The organism is Parashewanella spongiae, from assembly GCF_004358345.1.
GTDB classification, from domain to species: domain Bacteria; phylum Pseudomonadota; class Gammaproteobacteria; order Enterobacterales; family Shewanellaceae; genus Parashewanella; species Parashewanella spongiae.
Genome location: NZ_CP037952.1, coordinates 5061065 through 5077147, shown reverse-complemented (window position 1 = coordinate 5077147; position 16083 = coordinate 5061065). Strand labels below are relative to the sequence as shown.

Sequence of the window (16083 nt, the reverse complement as noted above, 5' to 3'; positions counted from 1 at the left end):
TAACACATTGATTTGATAAAGTGCGGCCACTCAAAAAAATTGGTAAGACCAATTTACAGGGAGCCATATGGCTTATAGTAAAGTTAATCAACCCAAGATTTCTGACGTCATTATGGGGCAGTTGGAACAAATGATCCTCGAAGGCAGCTTGCAACCCGGGCAAAAATTATTGCCAGAGCGCGAGTTAGCGACCCAATTCGATGTATCACGTCCATCATTGCGCGAAGCCATTCAAAAGTTAGAAGCCAAAGGTTTGTTAATGCGCCGCCAAGGTGGTGGCACTTATGTCAAACAGCAGCTTTGGAAAAGCTTGGCCGATCCCATTGTTGAACTGATGAATAATGACTCCGAAAGTCAGTATGACTTGTTGGAGTTTCGTCATGCAACGGAAGGCATGATGGCTTATTTTGCCGCACTTCGCGGTACAGATGCAGACATGCAAAGCATTAAACGTCGTATTTTGGAAGTCGAGCAAGCCGACGATATTGAAGAAAAAGCCGCGGCAATTGTGAGTTTTTATCGCTCAATCGCTGAGGCTTCTCACAATGTTGCCATGTTGCATTTAGTGCTTAGTCTTGAGCCTGTATTACACAAAAATGTCGCTCAAAATTTAGTATTGCTGAGCCGCCGTGAAGACGCGGCTAAAATGGCTAATCAACATCGTAGAGCGTTGTTGGCTGCCATTGTAGAACGAAACCCACAATTGGCGCGTGAAGCCTCTAATGAGCATTTAAGCTACATTGAAGAAGTCATGTTATCCATGCGGGAAGAAGATAGCCGGTTGCAGCGTAGTTTGCGCCGATTGAAGAGTGGTGATTAGGCGCAATTGCCTGATACCTAAATCTGATAGAGAGAAGGACAGTGTCATGTCTGAAGATATGCTACAAGACGTAGATCCATTAGAAACTCAAGAATGGCTTGACGCCATGCAAGCTGTATTGGAGCAAGAAGGTCCTGAACGGGCTCATTATCTTTTAGAAAAGATGATTGATAAAGCACGCCGCAATGGTACTCACTTACCATATACTGCAACCACGGCTTACATAAACACCATTCCAGCCGGCCAAGAGCCAAACATGCCGGGCAATCAAGAAATGGAGCGCCGTATTCGTGCGTTAGTTCGTTGGAACGCGCTTGCTATGGTATTGCGTGGTTCAATGAAAGATCTTGAACTGGGCGGTCATATATCAAGCTTTTCATCAAGCGCGACGATTTATGATGTGTGTTTTAATCACTTCTTCCGTGCGCCAAATGATAAAGATGGTGGTGATCTGGTTTATTTCCAAGGTCATATTGCACCGGGTATTTATGCACGTTCATTCCTTGAAGGGCGTTTGACTGAAGAGCAACTCGCTAATTTCCGTCAAGAAGCCGATAGTAAAGGTCTGTCTTCTTATCCTCACCCTAAACTGATGAGTGATTACTGGCAGTTTCCTACAGTTTCTATGGGTCTTGGTCCTATCCAAGCAATTTATCAGGCACGTTTTCTTAAGTATTTGACCGATCGTGGTATTAAAGATTGTTCAGAGCAAACGGTTTATTGTTTCTTAGGTGATGGTGAGTGTGACGAGCCAGAAGCATTGGGCGCCATTGGGCTTGCGGCTCGTGAAGAATTGGATAACCTAGTTTTCATTATTAACTGTAACCTACAGCGTCTTGATGGCCCTGTGCGGGGTAACGGTAAAATTATCCAAGAGCTCGAAGGCGAATTCCGCGGCGCAGGTTGGGAAGTGACCAAAGTGATTTGGGGTCGTTATTGGGATGCACTATTAGCTCGTGATACCAGTGGTAAGCTATTGCAGTTGATGGAAGAAACCGTTGATGGTGAATACCAAAACTGTAAAGCTAAGGGTGGCGCGTATACGCGTGAGCACTTCTTTGGTAAATACCCAGAAACGGCAGAAATGGTCGCTAACATGTCTGACGATGACATTTGGCGTTTGAACCGTGGTGGTCATGATCCAGTTAAAGTATACGCCGCATTAGATAAAGCGAAAAAGACCAAAGGTCGTCCAACGGTTATTTTGGCTAAAACTGTGAAAGGTTATGGTCAAGGTGATGCTGGTGAAGGTAAAAATATCGCCCATAATGTGAAGAAAATGGCGGTGGATTCAGTACGACACTTCCGTGATCGTTTTGATATTCCAGTACCGGATGACAAATTAGAAGATATTCCTTTCTACCATCCAGGTGCCGATTCACCAGAAATCAAATACATGATGGAGCGTCGTGATGCGCTTCATGGTTCAATGCCAAAACGTCTTGAGCAATTCTCTGAGCAAATCAAAGTCCCTGAACTGAACATCTTTGATGCGGTATTAAAAGGTTCAAATGGGCGTGAAATTTCATCGACAATGGCCTTTGTTCGTATTTTGACGGCATTGCTGAAAGATAAAGGCGTTGGACAAAAAATCGTTCCAATCATCCCTGATGAAGCACGTACATTTGGTATGGAAGGTTTGTTCCGTCAAGTGGGCATTTATGCACATGAAGGTCAAAAGTACGTACCGCAAGATAAAGATCAAGTGGCTTATTATCGTGAAGATAAAACCGGTCAAGTGTTGCAAGAAGGTATTAACGAGCTTGGCGCGATGTCATCTTGGGTATCAGCGGCCACCAGTTACTCGGTGAACGATACACCGATGATCCCGTTCTATATCTACTACTCAATGTTCGGCTTCCAACGTATTGGCGACATGGCGTGGGCAGCTGGTGATATGCGAGCGCGTGGTTTCTTAGTCGGTGGTACTTCAGGTCGTACAACGCTTAATGGTGAAGGTTTACAGCATCAAGATGGTCACAGCCACGTATTGGCGAATACCATTCCGAATTGTGTTACTTATGATCCGACATACGGCTATGAAATCGCTGTAGTAGTACAAGATGGTATTCGTCGCATGTACGGTGAGAATCAAGAAGACGTATTCTACTACTTGACAACAATGAACGAAAATTACGTTCAGCCTGAAATGCCTGCGGGTGCTGAAGAAGGCATTGTCAAAGGTATTTATAAGTTAGAGACTGTTGAAGGTTCTGGTAAAGGTAAAGTCCAACTTATGGGTTGTGGCACTATCCTTGAGCAAGTACGTAGCGCGGCGCAAGCCTTAGCAAAAGACTTTGGCATTACAGCCGATGTGTTCAGCGTAACCAGCTTCAATGAACTGACCCGTGATGGTCAAGCCGCTGAGCGTTGGAACATGCTAAACCCGACTGAAACACCAAAAACAGCGTACATCAGTGATGTCATTTCTAGCGATAGCCCCGCAATTGCAGCGACAGATTACATGAAAGTGTACGGTGAGCAATTACGTGCTTATATGCCTACGGACTATAAAGTATTAGGTACTGACGGCTTCGGTCGCTCTGATAGTCGTGATAACTTGCGTCATCATTTCGAAGTTGATGCGAAGTTTATTGTAATCGCGGCATTGAAGAGTTTAGTTGATCGTGGTGAGCTGCCAGTGGATGTGTTAACAAAAACCATCAAAGAATACGGCATCGACACTGACAAAGTTAACCCGCAATACGCGTAAGAGGGAAACCTAATGGCTGAATTAAAAGAAGTATTAGTTCCTGATATAGGCGGGGACGAGGTGCAAGTAATTGAATTGTGTGCAGCGGTAGGCGATAGCTTAGCAGCAGATGACTCAATTCTTACTGTAGAAAGCGATAAAGCGACCATGGATATTCCAGCACCTTTTGCTGGTACCTTGGCCGAGTTAAAAGTAGCCGTAGGCGATACCATTTCTGAAGGCACCTTAATTGCCATGATGAGCGGTGAAGCCTCTGCAGAAGCGACTCCTGCTGCTGAAGAAAAAGCAGAAAAAGCAGCAAAAGCAGCAAAAGCAGCGCCTGTTCAAGCTGAGTCAGTTGCGCCAGTTGTTGACGAGGCACCTTCTGTTATGGACATTACGGTTCCTGATATTGGTGGCGACGAAGATGTGCCAGTAATTGAAGTTTTGGTTGCTGTGGGTGATACCATTGAAGCTGAAGCTGGCTTGGTAACACTTGAAACCGACAAAGCGACTATGGATGTGCCTTCATCGCACGCTGGTGTGGTGAAGTCAGTTGAGTTATCGGTAGGCGATACAGTATCCCAAGGTACACTTGTAATTACCCTAGAAGTTGCTGGCGAAACACAAGCCGCCGCTCTTGCTCAAGCACCTAAAGCCGCTGAAGTGGAAGCACCAAAAGCAGCCCCTGCTAAGCCTGCTTCTGCGAGTAAACCACCAGTGCCGTATCATCCAAGTGCTGGAACGCCAGTATCTACCGGAGTTGTACACGCTTCGCCTTCTGTTCGTCGTTTAGCTCGTGAGTTTGGTGTTGATCTTACTCAAGTGAAAGGCACAAGTCGCAAGGGACGCATTGTAAAAGAAGACGTTCAAGCGTATGTGAAGTATGAACTGTCTCGCCCTAAAGCAACGGCAGCATCGTCGGTTGCTGGTGGCGCTGGTGGCCTGCAAGTGATTGCTGCACCAAAAGTGGATTTTGCTAAATTTGGTGAAGTGGAAGAAGTGCCATTGAGCCGTATTCAGAAAATTTCTGGGCCAAACTTGCATCGCAACTGGGTAACGATTCCTCATGTAACACAGTTTGATGAAGCTGACATCACAGAAATGGAAGCGTTCCGCAAGCAACAAAATGAATTGTTAGCCAAACAGAAGCAGAATCTCAAAATTACTCCGCTTGTGTTTATGATCAAGGCCGTGGCTAAAGCACTACAACAATTCCCTGTCTTTAACTCAAGCTTAAGTGCTGATGGTGAATCACTGGTAATGAAGAAATATTACCATGTTGGAGTTGCGGTTGATACGCCTAATGGTTTAGTCGTGCCAGTGGTACGTGATGTTGACCAAAAAGGCATTCATGAGCTGTCACGAGAATTAATGGAAATCTCTGTTAAGGCTCGTGAAGGCAAGTTGAAATCAGCGGATATGCAAGGCAGTTGTTTCACGATTTCAAGCTTGGGTGGTATTGGTGGTACAGCCTTTACGCCTATTGTAAATTATCCTGATGTGGCTATTTTAGGAGTGTCTAAGTCTGAAATTAAGCCTAAGTGGAATGGTAAAGACTTTGAGCCTAAGCTTATGTTGCCGTTATCACTTTCTTATGATCACCGAGTGATTGACGGAGCCATGGCAGCACGCTTTAGTGTGACCTTATCTGGTATCTTGTCCGACATTCGTACTATGATTTTGTAATACCGATTAAAGAGGCTGCTGTAAAGGCAGCCTTTTTGTTGTGCTTGGCAATAAAGCCAATGTAAAATGCGCTCACCTTACAAAGCTGAACATGTTCAGTTGGCAGGTGCGCCCTCCAACGGAATGAATGAAATTAGAGGAAAACATGAGTAAAGAAATCAAAACTCAGGTCGTCGTATTAGGTGCAGGCCCTGCTGGTTATTCTGCTGCATTCCGCGCCGCTGACTTAGGTCTAGAAACTATTATCATCGAACGTTTTAGCACCTTAGGTGGTGTTTGTCTAAACGTAGGTTGTATCCCTTCTAAAGCACTACTTCATGTTGCTAAAGTCATTGAAGAAGCGAAAGAAGTGAGCCATCATGGTGTAGTTTTCGGTGAGCCACAAATCGACCTAGACAAGCTTCGCAGCTACAAAGAAAAAGTGATTGGCCAATTGACTGGCGGCTTAGGCGGAATGTCTAAAATGCGTAAAGTGAACGTAGTTAACGGCTACGGTAAATTCACAGGCCCTAATACGATTGAAGTAGAAGGCGAAGACGGTAAGACAGTTGTTAACTTCGACAACGCTATCATCGCGGCGGGTTCTAAGCCAATCCAACTACCATTCATTCCACATGAAGACCCACGTATCTGGGATTCAACTGACGCACTAGAATTGAAAGAAGTGCCTGGCAAGCTACTTGTTATGGGCGGCGGTATCATTGGCTTAGAAATGGGTACTGTGTATGAAGCATTAGGCAGTGAAATTGATGTGGTTGAAATGCTCGATCAAGTGATCCCTGCGGCTGATAAAGACGTCGCTCGCGTGTTCACTAAGCAAATCAAGAAGAAGTTTAACTTGATGATGCAAACCAAAGTGACTGCGGTTGAAGCGAAAAAAGACGGTATTTACGTATCAATGGAAGGCAAAAAAGCGCCTAGTGAGCCTGTACGTTATGATGCTGTTTTGGTTGCTATTGGTCGTACGCCAAATGGCAAGCTACTCGATGCCGAAAAAGCCGGTGTTAATGTTGATGAGCGTGGCTTTATTAACGTTGATAAGCAAATGCGCACAAACGTATCGCACATTCATGCTATCGGTGACATCGTTGGTCAACCAATGTTGGCGCACAAAGGTGTGCATGAAGGTCACGTAGCGGCAGAAGTCATTTCTGGCTTGAAGCACTTCTTCGATCCAAAGGTTATCCCTTCTATTGCATATACAGCTCCTGAAGTAGCGTGGGTTGGTCTTACTGAGAAAGAAGCTAAAGAGCAAGGTATTAACTTTGAATCTGCGACTTTCCCATGGGCAGCAAGTGGCCGTGCCATCGCATCTGATTGTGCAGATGGTATGACTAAGCTTATCTTCGATAAAGACACTCACCGTGTGATTGGTGGTGCTATTGTAGGCGTTAATGGTGGCGAATTACTTGGTGAAATCGGCCTAGCAATTGAAATGGGTTGTGATGCAGAAGACATCGCTCTAACTATCCATGCACACCCAACATTGCATGAGTCTGTTGGTCTAGCGGCTGAAATCTACGAAGGTTCTATTACTGATCTGCCAAATCCAAAGGCAAAGAAAAAGAAGTAATTGATTCTTAAATATAAAGCCCTCGCTATGAGGGCTTTTTTATGGGTCATTGGTATAAATATTTACTGCTGTGGAATATTGACCGTAGACTTTTCGGCAACGGTAACCGTTAAATCCATTGCTAAACCACGGCGTATAATACTGAGTACAACCTGAGTACCGGGTTTTGTTTCAGCAATACGATCACGAAGCATCCATACGCCAGCAGGGCCTGCTGGAACCACTTCTTCTCGATATTTTATGACCACATCACCTTTACGTAATTGTGCATGGAAAGCTGGACTGTTTGGCTCGATGTCAGTGGCAACAACACCTTCGAGGTTCTTTAACCCAAGCACTTGAGCGTATTTGGGGGTTAGACTTAAGGCTTGACCATTGAAACCGATCGCACCACGGATTACCCGACCTGACTCAATCAGTTTTTCCATAATGTGGTAAGCAAGCTTAGTCGGTATTGCAAAATTAATCCCTTTACCGCTTTCTCCACCCACCTGAAACGCTGCGGTGTTAATGCCAATCAGTACACCATTGGTGTTTATAAGCGCACCACCGGAGTTGCCTTCGTTGATGGCGGCGTCCGTTTGGAGAAACTCTTGGTAGCCTGAGCTTAAACTGTTGCGACCTGTTGCGCTAATTATCCCCTGAGTGATGGTTTGACCTACGTTGTAAGGGTTACCAATGGCTAATACGACATCACCAACATTCGGTAATACATCGAGGTCAAGCGGTACAATAGGGAGGTTTTCACCGTTAATTTTAATGACCGCTAAATCGGTGGCGGGATCCATACCGATCACCTCGGCTTCAAAACGACGACCGTCTTGCAAGATGATCACAATTTCATCGGCTTTATTTACAACATGATAGTTGGTTAATATGTAACCTTGGTGGCTCATGATCACACCAGAGCCAAGGCCTTGAAGCTCGCTTCTATTTTGCAGTGAACTCGAATCTAATTGTCGAGCCGTAACAATATTAATGCTGTAAATGTTAACAACAGAAGGGGCAGCCTCTCTGACGGCTCTAGAAAATGACAGTTGATTAGAATTGTTGCTTTGGCTAAACAAATGACTGAAGGAAAAAAACTTACCAGAAGATGGGCTAAAAATAAGAATGGCCGCAGCCATAATAAGGCCAAAAATAACGGCTTTACATATATACAGCAAGGTGTCTTTTACCAGCATTACGGCTCAAAAAGTTAGTCTATAAATCGAGAATACTATCAGACAAAATGTTTGATTCAAAATGAGTCTTTTTTAATTGTTAGTATTGGAGTACCTTGATTTGTATCTTGAAAATAAAAAAGGAGGCATAAGCCTCCTTTTATTGATCAGCGACTAATTAACGTAATACTAAAAATAAATGAGTTTTACCTCGAAGAATTTTAAGTGCAACGGCGCCTTCTTTGTTTTTCAGGATCTTACGTAGTGACTTTAATGTACGAATACGATCGCGATTCACGCCAATGATGATGTCGCCTTTCTGGAGTTGGCTGGCAGCCGCGGGCGATCCTGTTGCAATATCGGTGATTTCAACACCCTGATTACCATCTTTTAAGGCTGCACCGTCAAGCATAGGGTGTAAAGCTCCTGCGCTCTTTTCTGCGACTTGTTTCGCTTCGCCTAAAATGACGTCAACGGTTTTTTCATCACCGTCATGGATCAAACCAAGTGTTACTTTCGCTCCAGCACCTAAACTGGCAACTTTGGCTCTGAGCTCTTCAAATGACTTGATCTTGCGTTCGTTTACACTGACGATGATATCACCCGCTTTGATACCCGCTTTGTCAGCCGCACTATCAGGTTGCACTTCATTGACAAAGGTACCGTGCCTAGTATCTAAACCAAAACCTTTGGCTAGATCGGCATCCAAGTTACGACCCATTACACCCAAAATACCACGGCGGACTTCACCGTGTTCAATAATCTGGTCGACTAGGTTATGTACCATGTTCGCTGGAATAGCAAAGCCGATACCAACGTTGCCGCCGCTTGGTGCAACAATTGCGGTATTAATCCCAATTAATTCACCGCGTAAGTTCACTAATGCGCCACCAGAGTTACCGCTATTGATTGCAGCATCGGTCTGAATAAAGTTCTCTAACATCTCGATACCAAGACCACTTCGGCCTAATGCGCTAACGATACCTGACGTGACGGTTTGACCTAATCCAAATGGATTACCAATAGCCACTGAAAAATCACCGACTCGTAAGTCATCTGAATCTGACGACTTAATTTCAGAAAGGTTATCGGCTTTAATCTGCAATAATGCAATATCCGCTTCAGAGTCGCTGCCAATAAGTTTTGCTGGAACTTCTCTACCATCGGTTAAGCCTATAGTAATATCATCGGCATTATTAATAACGTGATGGTTGGTTACGATATAGCCTTTTTTGGCGTCAATAATAACGCCTGAGCCTAGTCCACGGAATGGGCGTTCTTGGACTTGTTCTTTCGGGGCATTAGGTCCAAAGAAATAACGAAATGCATCAGGCAATTGACGCTTTGATACTTGTACACCAGATACGTTAACGGAAACAACAGCCGGGGTGATTTGTTCAAGCATAGGCGCAAGGCTAGGCATTTGCTGGCCATCAATCGCTACAGGCATTGCCGCATGAGACACTACAGGGGCTAAGGTTAACGCTGCACCTAAAACGGCAGCAGACAGGGCAGAGAGTTTAATCTTCATGTAGTTATTGCTCCAAAAACGTCAATAATATTGATATTTGAGTAACCTAAATTGCTTAAGCATGGGTAACTCATCCATTGTTCACAACACTTTTGCGAGATGTCTTGGCAAAAGATAAAAGCGGTGAAACATTTGTATTTATTGAATAAGAGTGTTCTTTTCCGACCTCAGTTGGCAGGGGAAAGTTCAATATTCATTTTAAACATTAATTGGTTGGATGCTTTTTCAGCACCTAATCCACATTTACTATAGATAGGTGCGAATGGCTAAAATATCAAGTCTTCTATCTGTATGATTCAGTTATTTTTTGCCTGTTTTATATGCTGTACGTTTTTCTTTTAATGATGTGATATGGTCAAGCAGGTCACCAAACCCTGGACGTTTTTCTGGCGTGCCTCTCAGTAATAACTCTAAAAACTTAAATAGATTAACCTTGAATGGTTGTTTACTGCTGTAGTTTTTCTGTTGGATTTTCCCCGTTGTGGATGAAAATACCTTTTTTAGCTTATTACCCTTATTGCTTGTTACTGAGAATTCAGCTTGGGCTTGAACGGCATCGGCTTTCATTTTGTGCCAATTATACTCTTTAGTTGGCTTTAGACCTGTTTGTCCATCAATGATTTCACCAATGTACTTGGGGACGTGCCCTGTAAGTAATAAAAATATCTCACCTAATTGTCTTACAGATTGTTGCTCTTGAGTCTCTAGGGCTTTTGATTGACTCGGGCAGAGGGTTTCTGTTGACGAAGTCATCTCGTGAGGATGCGCACCTAATGGAGAAGGAACGTCAGGATTTGTATCAGATGCCGGACAGACACATTCCATATTATTGATGTATGGCTGCATGCTATGTAAGTCGAAGGATAAATCATGGAAAGTGATATTGTGACAAGAAAAGCCTCTTCGTTTTAATTCAAGGAAGCCTTCGATTAATTTTTCAATAACCATAAGCATTTCGTCGTCTGACAACTGATTTGGACGGATTTCGGAGAAGTCGGACATATTTCCTTCAACATAATGTTTTGCAGTTTCTGTTAAGTTGGACATATTATAGTTTTGTAACACTAACAGTGATAAAAACTGAAACTGTGGAGGCGTGTTCAATAACACTGATGGTGCGGGGTTGCCGATGGCTCTCAAATGGTGAATGGCTGGGTGAATGAGAAAAGGATGATCCGTTAAGGTTTTTAATTTTGCTGACATATGCTCTAAATGCTGTTTACCCTTTGTCGTTTTGCTGTAAAAGGCATGAAATGGCGGCGCAATAAGTTGAGTTTGAGCTTCTTTTGCAGATTCAACTTTAGTGTGAGCGGAGGTGCTCAGCTTATTGGTGGACTTTGCTGCTGGAACTTGATTCGGAGTTGGTAGCTTAAAAAAATTAACTACGGCGGTGTCATATTGTGAGCATTTGCTTGATTCTTGGCAAGTAAGAGTGAGTGCGCATTGTACGGAAAAATTATCTTCTGCTGAACATTCACTGGTCACATCGAGAAAAAAGCAGTTCGAAGGTATGAGCTGACTTGAAAAACTGCTATGGAAGTCAATAATCCTCAGTGCCGCAGCCACAACGGTAGCTTGAACCCCATACGGACAATCAACAGCATAGCTTTTGCTGCTCTCGTCTTGTGCTAAGGTGTTGACAGTTTGCTGTGTATACTGTGCTTCTTGTAATGAAGACGTCGATTGTTGAGGATTTAATGCTACAGCCATAATGTGCTCACTCATATAGTCAATTAAAGAGTACGTATCACTATTATCACGATTAAACTTGGACGTAAGCTGACGATAATTAAAATAATTTTGATTTTATCAAACCATTAGCTGTCACAAACTCAAATGATTGAGTGCATCAGAGGGAAAACAATTACGTCTATCAGGCTATTGATTGGCATGCTAAAATTCTCAGAAGGATTAACAACAAATAGAAAGTGAGCAGCAGTTCAGTGTCGAATCTAACCCCATGGCAACATTATCAACAAGACTTATTTCGCGATGACTTTTCACATGATCCAGCACAAGAGCAAGCTGTTATTTCTTTACAACGCGTTTACGATGATTTATTGAATGAATCTCAAAGCGACTCCGTATGGAGAAAGGCCTTGAGTTGGTTTGGACATTCAAGCAAAGACTCAGTGCAAGGGCTATACCTGTGGGGAGGGGTTGGTCGAGGGAAGACCTATTTAATGGATACTTTCTATGACGCACTGCCTTTTGACAATAAGTTAAGAGCGCATTTTCACCGCTTTATGCATCAAGTCCATCATGAATTAAGCTTGCTTAAGGGCACACAAAATCCACTTCTTACGATGGCGAGCAAAATGGCGAAGCAATATCGTGTTATTTGCTTTGATGAGTTTTTCGTTTCAGACATTACCGACGCCATGTTACTAGGGACTTTATTTCAAGCCTTATTCGATGAAGGGGTGGTATTAGTCGCGACTTCAAATATTATTCCTGATGAGTTATACAAAAACGGGCTCCAACGCGCCCGTTTTCTGCCTGCTATTGATGAGATAAAAAATAATTGCCAAGTGTTGAATGTGGATTCAGGCGTAGATTATCGACTTCGCACCCTAGAGCAAGCTGAAATTTATCACTACCCACTAGATGACAAAGCAGAACAAAACTTAGCGGATTATTTTTCAAAGTTAGCGCCGGAGTCTGAAGTGACAACGGGAAGCATTGACATTGAAGATCGCCCAATTGCAATCAGGCAACAAGCCCAAGGTGTGTTGTTGGTCGATTTTATTGCACTGTGTGATGGGCCTCGCAGTCAACGTGACTATATGGAACTAGCGCGCTTACACCATACAGTGATGATAAGTGGCGTCAAACAAATGGGCGAACAGCTTACCGGTGACGACATAGCAAGGCGGTTTCTAGCTTTGGTGGATGAGTTTTACGAACGACACGTGAAACTCATCATTTCAGCTGAAGTGGCGTTGGAAAACATTTACACAGATGGAAGGCTTAACTTTGAGTTTCGACGATGTCGATCCAGACTAATAGAAATGCAATCCCATGACTATTTAGCGTTAGAGCATTTACCATAAAAAAGAATCATGGCATTAAATAAAAAATAGATGATTTTTAGCCGATATTTCTATATAATCCGTCGCCTGCCCACGTTAAACCGTTTTAACTAGCGGATTATTCAGCCATTTCGTTTGCTCGAAGGGGCAAAAATGAAGGCACTTTTTACGTTATTTGCATAGGCAATAACGTGTGAAACAACACATAACTTTGGGTTTTTGTAAAATGAAGACTTTTACTGCTACACCAGAAACTGTAACACGTGACTGGTTTGTCGTTGACGCAGACGGCAAAACTTTAGGTCGTATTGCGACTGAAATTGCTACTCGTTTACGTGGTAAACACAAGCCAGAATATACTCCTCACGTTGATACTGGTGATTACATCATCGTTGTTAACGCTGATAAAGTTACTGTTACTGGTAATAAAGCGAAAGGCAAAACATACTACTCGCACTCAGGCTTCCCTGGTGGCATTAAGCAAATCAGCTTCGAGAAGCTGCAAGCTCATAAGCCAGAAATGATTATCGAGAAAGCAGTTAAGGGTATGTTACCAAAAGGCCCATTGGGTCGCGCTATGTTCCGTAAACTTAAAGTTTACGCTGGCGCAGAACATAACCACACTGCACAACAACCTCAAGTTCTTGATATCTAAACGGGATTAAGCTAATGGCTGCAACTCAGTATTACGGCACTGGCCGTCGCAAAACTTCTACCGCTCGCGTATTCGCAAAAGTAGGTAGTGGAAACATCACTGTAAATAAACGTTCTTTAGACGTATATTTTGGACGTGAAACTGCTCGCATGGTAGTACGTCAACCACTTGAATTGGTTGAGATGCTAGAAAAACTAGACCTAAACATCACTGTTAAAGGTGGTGGTACTACTGGTCAAGCTGGTGCGATCCGTCACGGTATTACACGTGCTCTTATGCAACTTGACGAAACGCTTCGTCCATCTCTACGTGCTGCTGGTTTCGTTACCCGTGATGCTCGTGAAGTTGAACGTAAGAAAGTCGGCTTCCGTAAAGCTCGTCGTAAGAGACAATTCTCTAAGCGTTAATATTACGCTCAGGAGTTTGTCGAAAAACCCAGCTTATGCTGGGTTTTTTTATGGGAAATAAAACAGCTTTTGTATTCACTTGTCTTGCGAACATCATAAATACTATTTAATCTCAGTAGGGTAAATTCCTAGCCGCTTGCGGCGGACTAACGTCTTTATCTAACTAATTGATACCTCGCCCCTTGGGGCGGGGTGATTCATTTGGGTTACTACAATTATTCTCAAAAAAATGGATATGAGATAGCAAAAGAAATCTTAGGTAAGTATTCAGATCGAATAAAATGTATAGATGATAAGAAATCTGAAAAAGATAAAACGTATTTCATCAAACCGGATCACATTGGGATTAACTCCACTGGAAGTTTGGGATTAATCAGCAAGCTTTGGCATAACTCAGATGGTAACGACACTATGTTCTTTTCACGAATAAATGAAGGTTGTCTGGGGCACCCAAGAAAAATAGGACGCATTTTTCTTGGGTGCAATGTGAATAACGAAAATATAAATACACTAATTACAAATATAAAAAAATATCAATTCAATTGTGATACGGTTCACGGACTTTACTCCAATAAACTATCAGCTGAGTTGCAAGGAATACTCAAAGGGAAAATGCACAGAAATGAGTATAAATTACAGTTTGAAGCATTAGATATGAGTTTATGAAAACGTTCAAAGAATATTATTTTCGAAGTATTAAATAGAGGGAGTTTTACATACCCATCTCGTAGCTGCTGAAGACGGAAATCACAATACTTAATTTAAAAGGGAATGTATGACATTTACAGTAATCATGCTCGCTTTAGGCTTAATGCTCATTTTTGAAGGTTTTGGGCCTTTATTGATCCCAAAGCGCTGGAAAAAGGTATTAGCTTCATTTTCAGAACAGTCTCCTCAGGCTATGCAACGGCTGGGAGGGTGCTTGGTGACGGCAGGTTTGGTTTTATTGGTTATTTTTTCATAAATTGCTTGCCTTTTCATGGCTCAAATCTGTTAGAATCCGTTTTTAATCTCAACCTACACAGCGAAAAATGAGCAAAAACGTAGTTGTTCTCGGCACTCAATGGGGTGACGAAGGAAAAGGTAAGATTGTCGACCTTCTGACAGAACAGGCAAAATATGTGGTTCGTTATCAAGGCGGCCATAACGCTGGTCATACGCTCGTCATCGACGGCGATAAAACCGTACTTCATTTAATTCCATCAGGTATTTTACGCGATAATGTTAAATGCATTATTGGTAACGGCGTAGTGCTGGCTCCTGACGCATTATTGAAAGAAATTACCATGCTGAAAGAGCGCGGTATTCCGGTTGAAGAGCGTCTTCAAATTTCTGAAGCTTGTCCGTTAATTCTTCCGTTTCATTGTGCATTAGACGTAGCCCGTGAAAAAGCACGTGGCAATAACGCTATCGGTACTACTGGTCGTGGTATTGGTCCTGCGTACGAAGACAAAGTGTCTCGTCGTGGTTTGCGTGTGGGTGATTTGTTTAACAAAGCGCTATTCGCAGAAAAGCTAAAAGAGGTGATGGAATATCACAACTTTATGCTCACCGAGTACTACAAATGCGAAGCCGTTGATTACGAGAAAACATTGGCTGATGCACTTGAGATTGCTGATTACTTACAAGCCATGTGTGTTGACGTGACGGAGCTACTGGATAGCGCGCGTAAAGCGGGTGAGCCAATATTGTTTGAAGGTGCGCAAGGCACATTGCTTGATATTGACCACGGTACTTACCCATTTGTAACCTCTTCAAACACAACCGCTGGTGGTGTCGCGACAGGTTCTGGTTTTGGTCCTTGTCATTTAGATTATGTTTTAGGCATTATTAAAGCTTATACCACTCGCGTGGGAAGCGGTCCGTTCCCAACAGAGTTGAATAACGAAATTGGTGATTACCTTGGTGAAAAAGGTCACGAATTTGGTGCGACTACTGGCCGTAAACGTCGTCCGGGTTGGTTAGATGTGGTTGCGATGAAGCGCGCGGTACAAATTAACAGTATTACCGGCCTCTGTTTAACTAAGCTTGACGTGTTAGACGGTTTGGAAGAGGTGAAAATCTGTATTGGCTATCAAATGCCAGACGGCTCTATCATGAAGCAAACGCCAATGGCAGCAGAAGGCTATGATGAAGTCACACCTGTGTATGAAAGTATGCCAGGTTGGAGTGAAGAAACCTTTGGCGCGACTTCTGTTGAGCAATTACCTCAAGCCGCACGTAATTACATCAAACGTATCGAAGAGTTGCTTGAAACACCGGTAGATATTATTTCTACAGGGCCAGATCGTAACGAAACTATGGTTTTGGTTAGCCCATTCAACTAAATCTTTCAGTATCTAAATTACTCAGTTAATTGACTGCAATAAAAATGCCGCTCATATTATTGAGCGGCATTTTTGTATCTGCTAATACCCGGGGTGGCAATATGGGGACACTTTTCGCTAGTGCTCTTTAATACCTCACCATAGCTTCATTGTGGCATTTCATTCCGTTTGCTTGCCATGAGTTCTTTAATTGC

General features: G+C 43.1%; 13 protein-coding genes. 10 read left to right on the top strand and 3 right to left on the bottom strand.

Annotated elements, in window-relative coordinates; genetic code table 11:
- Positions 1-67: 67 nt before the first annotated feature.
- The 4 genes from pdhR to lpdA all read left to right on the top strand — a co-directional run bounded on the left by pdhR (position 68) and on the right by lpdA (position 6774).
- Positions 68-820 (top strand): pyruvate dehydrogenase complex transcriptional repressor PdhR, encoded by a 753-nt coding sequence (gene pdhR, locus E2I05_RS20105; RefSeq protein WP_121852668.1) that lies wholly within the window; start codon positions 68-70, stop codon positions 818-820.
- Positions 821-866: 46 nt separating this feature from the next.
- Positions 867-3533, top strand: a complete 2667-nt coding sequence (gene aceE, locus E2I05_RS20100; RefSeq protein ID WP_121852667.1) for a pyruvate dehydrogenase (acetyl-transferring), homodimeric type — start codon at positions 867-869, stop codon at positions 3531-3533.
- A 12-nt stretch (positions 3534-3545) separates the two neighbouring features.
- Positions 3546-5201, top strand: coding sequence for a dihydrolipoyllysine-residue acetyltransferase (aceF, locus tag E2I05_RS20095; protein ID WP_121852666.1), 1656 nt, complete (start codon positions 3546-3548; stop codon positions 5199-5201).
- A gap of 145 nt (positions 5202-5346) precedes the next feature.
- Entirely contained in the window at positions 5347-6774 is a 1428-nt protein-coding gene (lpdA, locus tag E2I05_RS20090) for a dihydrolipoyl dehydrogenase (protein WP_121852674.1), read from the top strand.
- Between the two features lie 62 nt (positions 6775-6836).
- On the opposite strand, the gene degS is transcribed toward lpdA, so the two are convergent.
- The 3 genes from degS to E2I05_RS20075 all read right to left on the bottom strand — a co-directional run bounded on the left by degS (position 6837) and on the right by E2I05_RS20075 (position 11178).
- Entirely contained in the window at positions 6837-7958 is a 1122-nt protein-coding gene (gene degS / locus E2I05_RS20085; protein WP_121852665.1) for an outer membrane-stress sensor serine endopeptidase DegS, read from the bottom strand.
- A gap of 157 nt (positions 7959-8115) precedes the next feature.
- A complete protein-coding gene (locus E2I05_RS20080; RefSeq protein WP_121852664.1) occupies positions 8116-9468 on the bottom strand; it encodes a DegQ family serine endoprotease in 1353 nt (450 codons plus the stop codon).
- Positions 9469-9768: 300 nt separating this feature from the next.
- Positions 9769-11178: a hypothetical protein gene (locus E2I05_RS20075; protein ID WP_121852663.1), complete on the bottom strand. Its 1410-nt coding sequence runs from the start codon at positions 11176-11178 to the stop codon at positions 9769-9771.
- Between the two features lie 233 nt (positions 11179-11411).
- Here E2I05_RS20075 and zapE point away from each other — a divergent pair, with 233 nt between their 5' ends.
- The 6 genes from zapE (at position 11412) to E2I05_RS20045 (ending at position 15889) form a co-directional block, all read left to right on the top strand.
- Entirely contained in the window at positions 11412-12521 is a 1110-nt protein-coding gene (gene zapE, locus E2I05_RS20070; RefSeq protein ID WP_121852662.1) for a cell division protein ZapE, read from the top strand.
- A 205-nt stretch (positions 12522-12726) separates the two neighbouring features.
- A complete protein-coding gene (rplM, locus tag E2I05_RS20065; RefSeq protein WP_121852673.1) occupies positions 12727-13155 on the top strand; it encodes a 50S ribosomal protein L13 in 429 nt (142 codons plus the stop codon).
- Between the two features lie 14 nt (positions 13156-13169).
- Positions 13170-13562 carry a 30S ribosomal protein S9 gene (gene rpsI / locus E2I05_RS20060; RefSeq protein ID WP_121852661.1) on the top strand — a complete coding sequence of 131 codons (393 nt, stop codon included), beginning with the start codon at positions 13170-13172 and terminating at the stop codon, positions 13560-13562.
- A gap of 201 nt (positions 13563-13763) precedes the next feature.
- Positions 13764-14228: a hypothetical protein gene (locus E2I05_RS20055; protein ID WP_133309823.1), complete on the top strand. Its 465-nt coding sequence runs from the start codon at positions 13764-13766 to the stop codon at positions 14226-14228.
- A gap of 109 nt (positions 14229-14337) precedes the next feature.
- Complete coding sequence (locus E2I05_RS20050; protein ID WP_121852659.1) at positions 14338-14526, top strand: DUF2065 domain-containing protein; 189 nt, start codon at positions 14338-14340, stop codon at positions 14524-14526.
- Positions 14527-14593: 67 nt separating this feature from the next.
- The gene (locus tag E2I05_RS20045) at positions 14594-15889 is read left to right on the top strand and encodes an adenylosuccinate synthase (protein WP_121852658.1); all 1296 of its coding nucleotides are present in this window, start codon (positions 14594-14596) and stop codon (positions 15887-15889) included.
- Positions 15890-16083 lie beyond the last annotated feature (194 nt).

Coding starts and splice junctions, on each gene's coding strand:
- E2I05_RS20045 (WP_121852658.1), top strand. CDS start 14,594: ATGAGCAAAAACGTAGTTGTTCTCGGCACTCAATGGGGTGACGAAGGA.
- pdhR (WP_121852668.1), top strand. CDS start 68: ATGGCTTATAGTAAAGTTAATCAACCCAAGATTTCTGACGTCATTATG.
- E2I05_RS20075 (WP_121852663.1), bottom strand. CDS start 11,178: ATGGCTGTAGCATTAAATCCTCAACAATCGACGTCTTCATTACAAGAA.
- aceE (WP_121852667.1), top strand. CDS start 867: ATGTCTGAAGATATGCTACAAGACGTAGATCCATTAGAAACTCAAGAA.
- rpsI (WP_121852661.1), top strand. CDS start 13,170: ATGGCTGCAACTCAGTATTACGGCACTGGCCGTCGCAAAACTTCTACC.
- lpdA (WP_121852674.1), top strand. CDS start 5,347: ATGAGTAAAGAAATCAAAACTCAGGTCGTCGTATTAGGTGCAGGCCCT.
- E2I05_RS20050 (WP_121852659.1), top strand. CDS start 14,338: ATGACATTTACAGTAATCATGCTCGCTTTAGGCTTAATGCTCATTTTT.
- rplM (WP_121852673.1), top strand. CDS start 12,727: ATGAAGACTTTTACTGCTACACCAGAAACTGTAACACGTGACTGGTTT.
- aceF (WP_121852666.1), top strand. CDS start 3,546: ATGGCTGAATTAAAAGAAGTATTAGTTCCTGATATAGGCGGGGACGAG.
- E2I05_RS20080 (WP_121852664.1), bottom strand. CDS start 9,468: ATGAAGATTAAACTCTCTGCCCTGTCTGCTGCCGTTTTAGGTGCAGCG.
- degS (WP_121852665.1), bottom strand. CDS start 7,958: ATGCTGGTAAAAGACACCTTGCTGTATATATGTAAAGCCGTTATTTTT.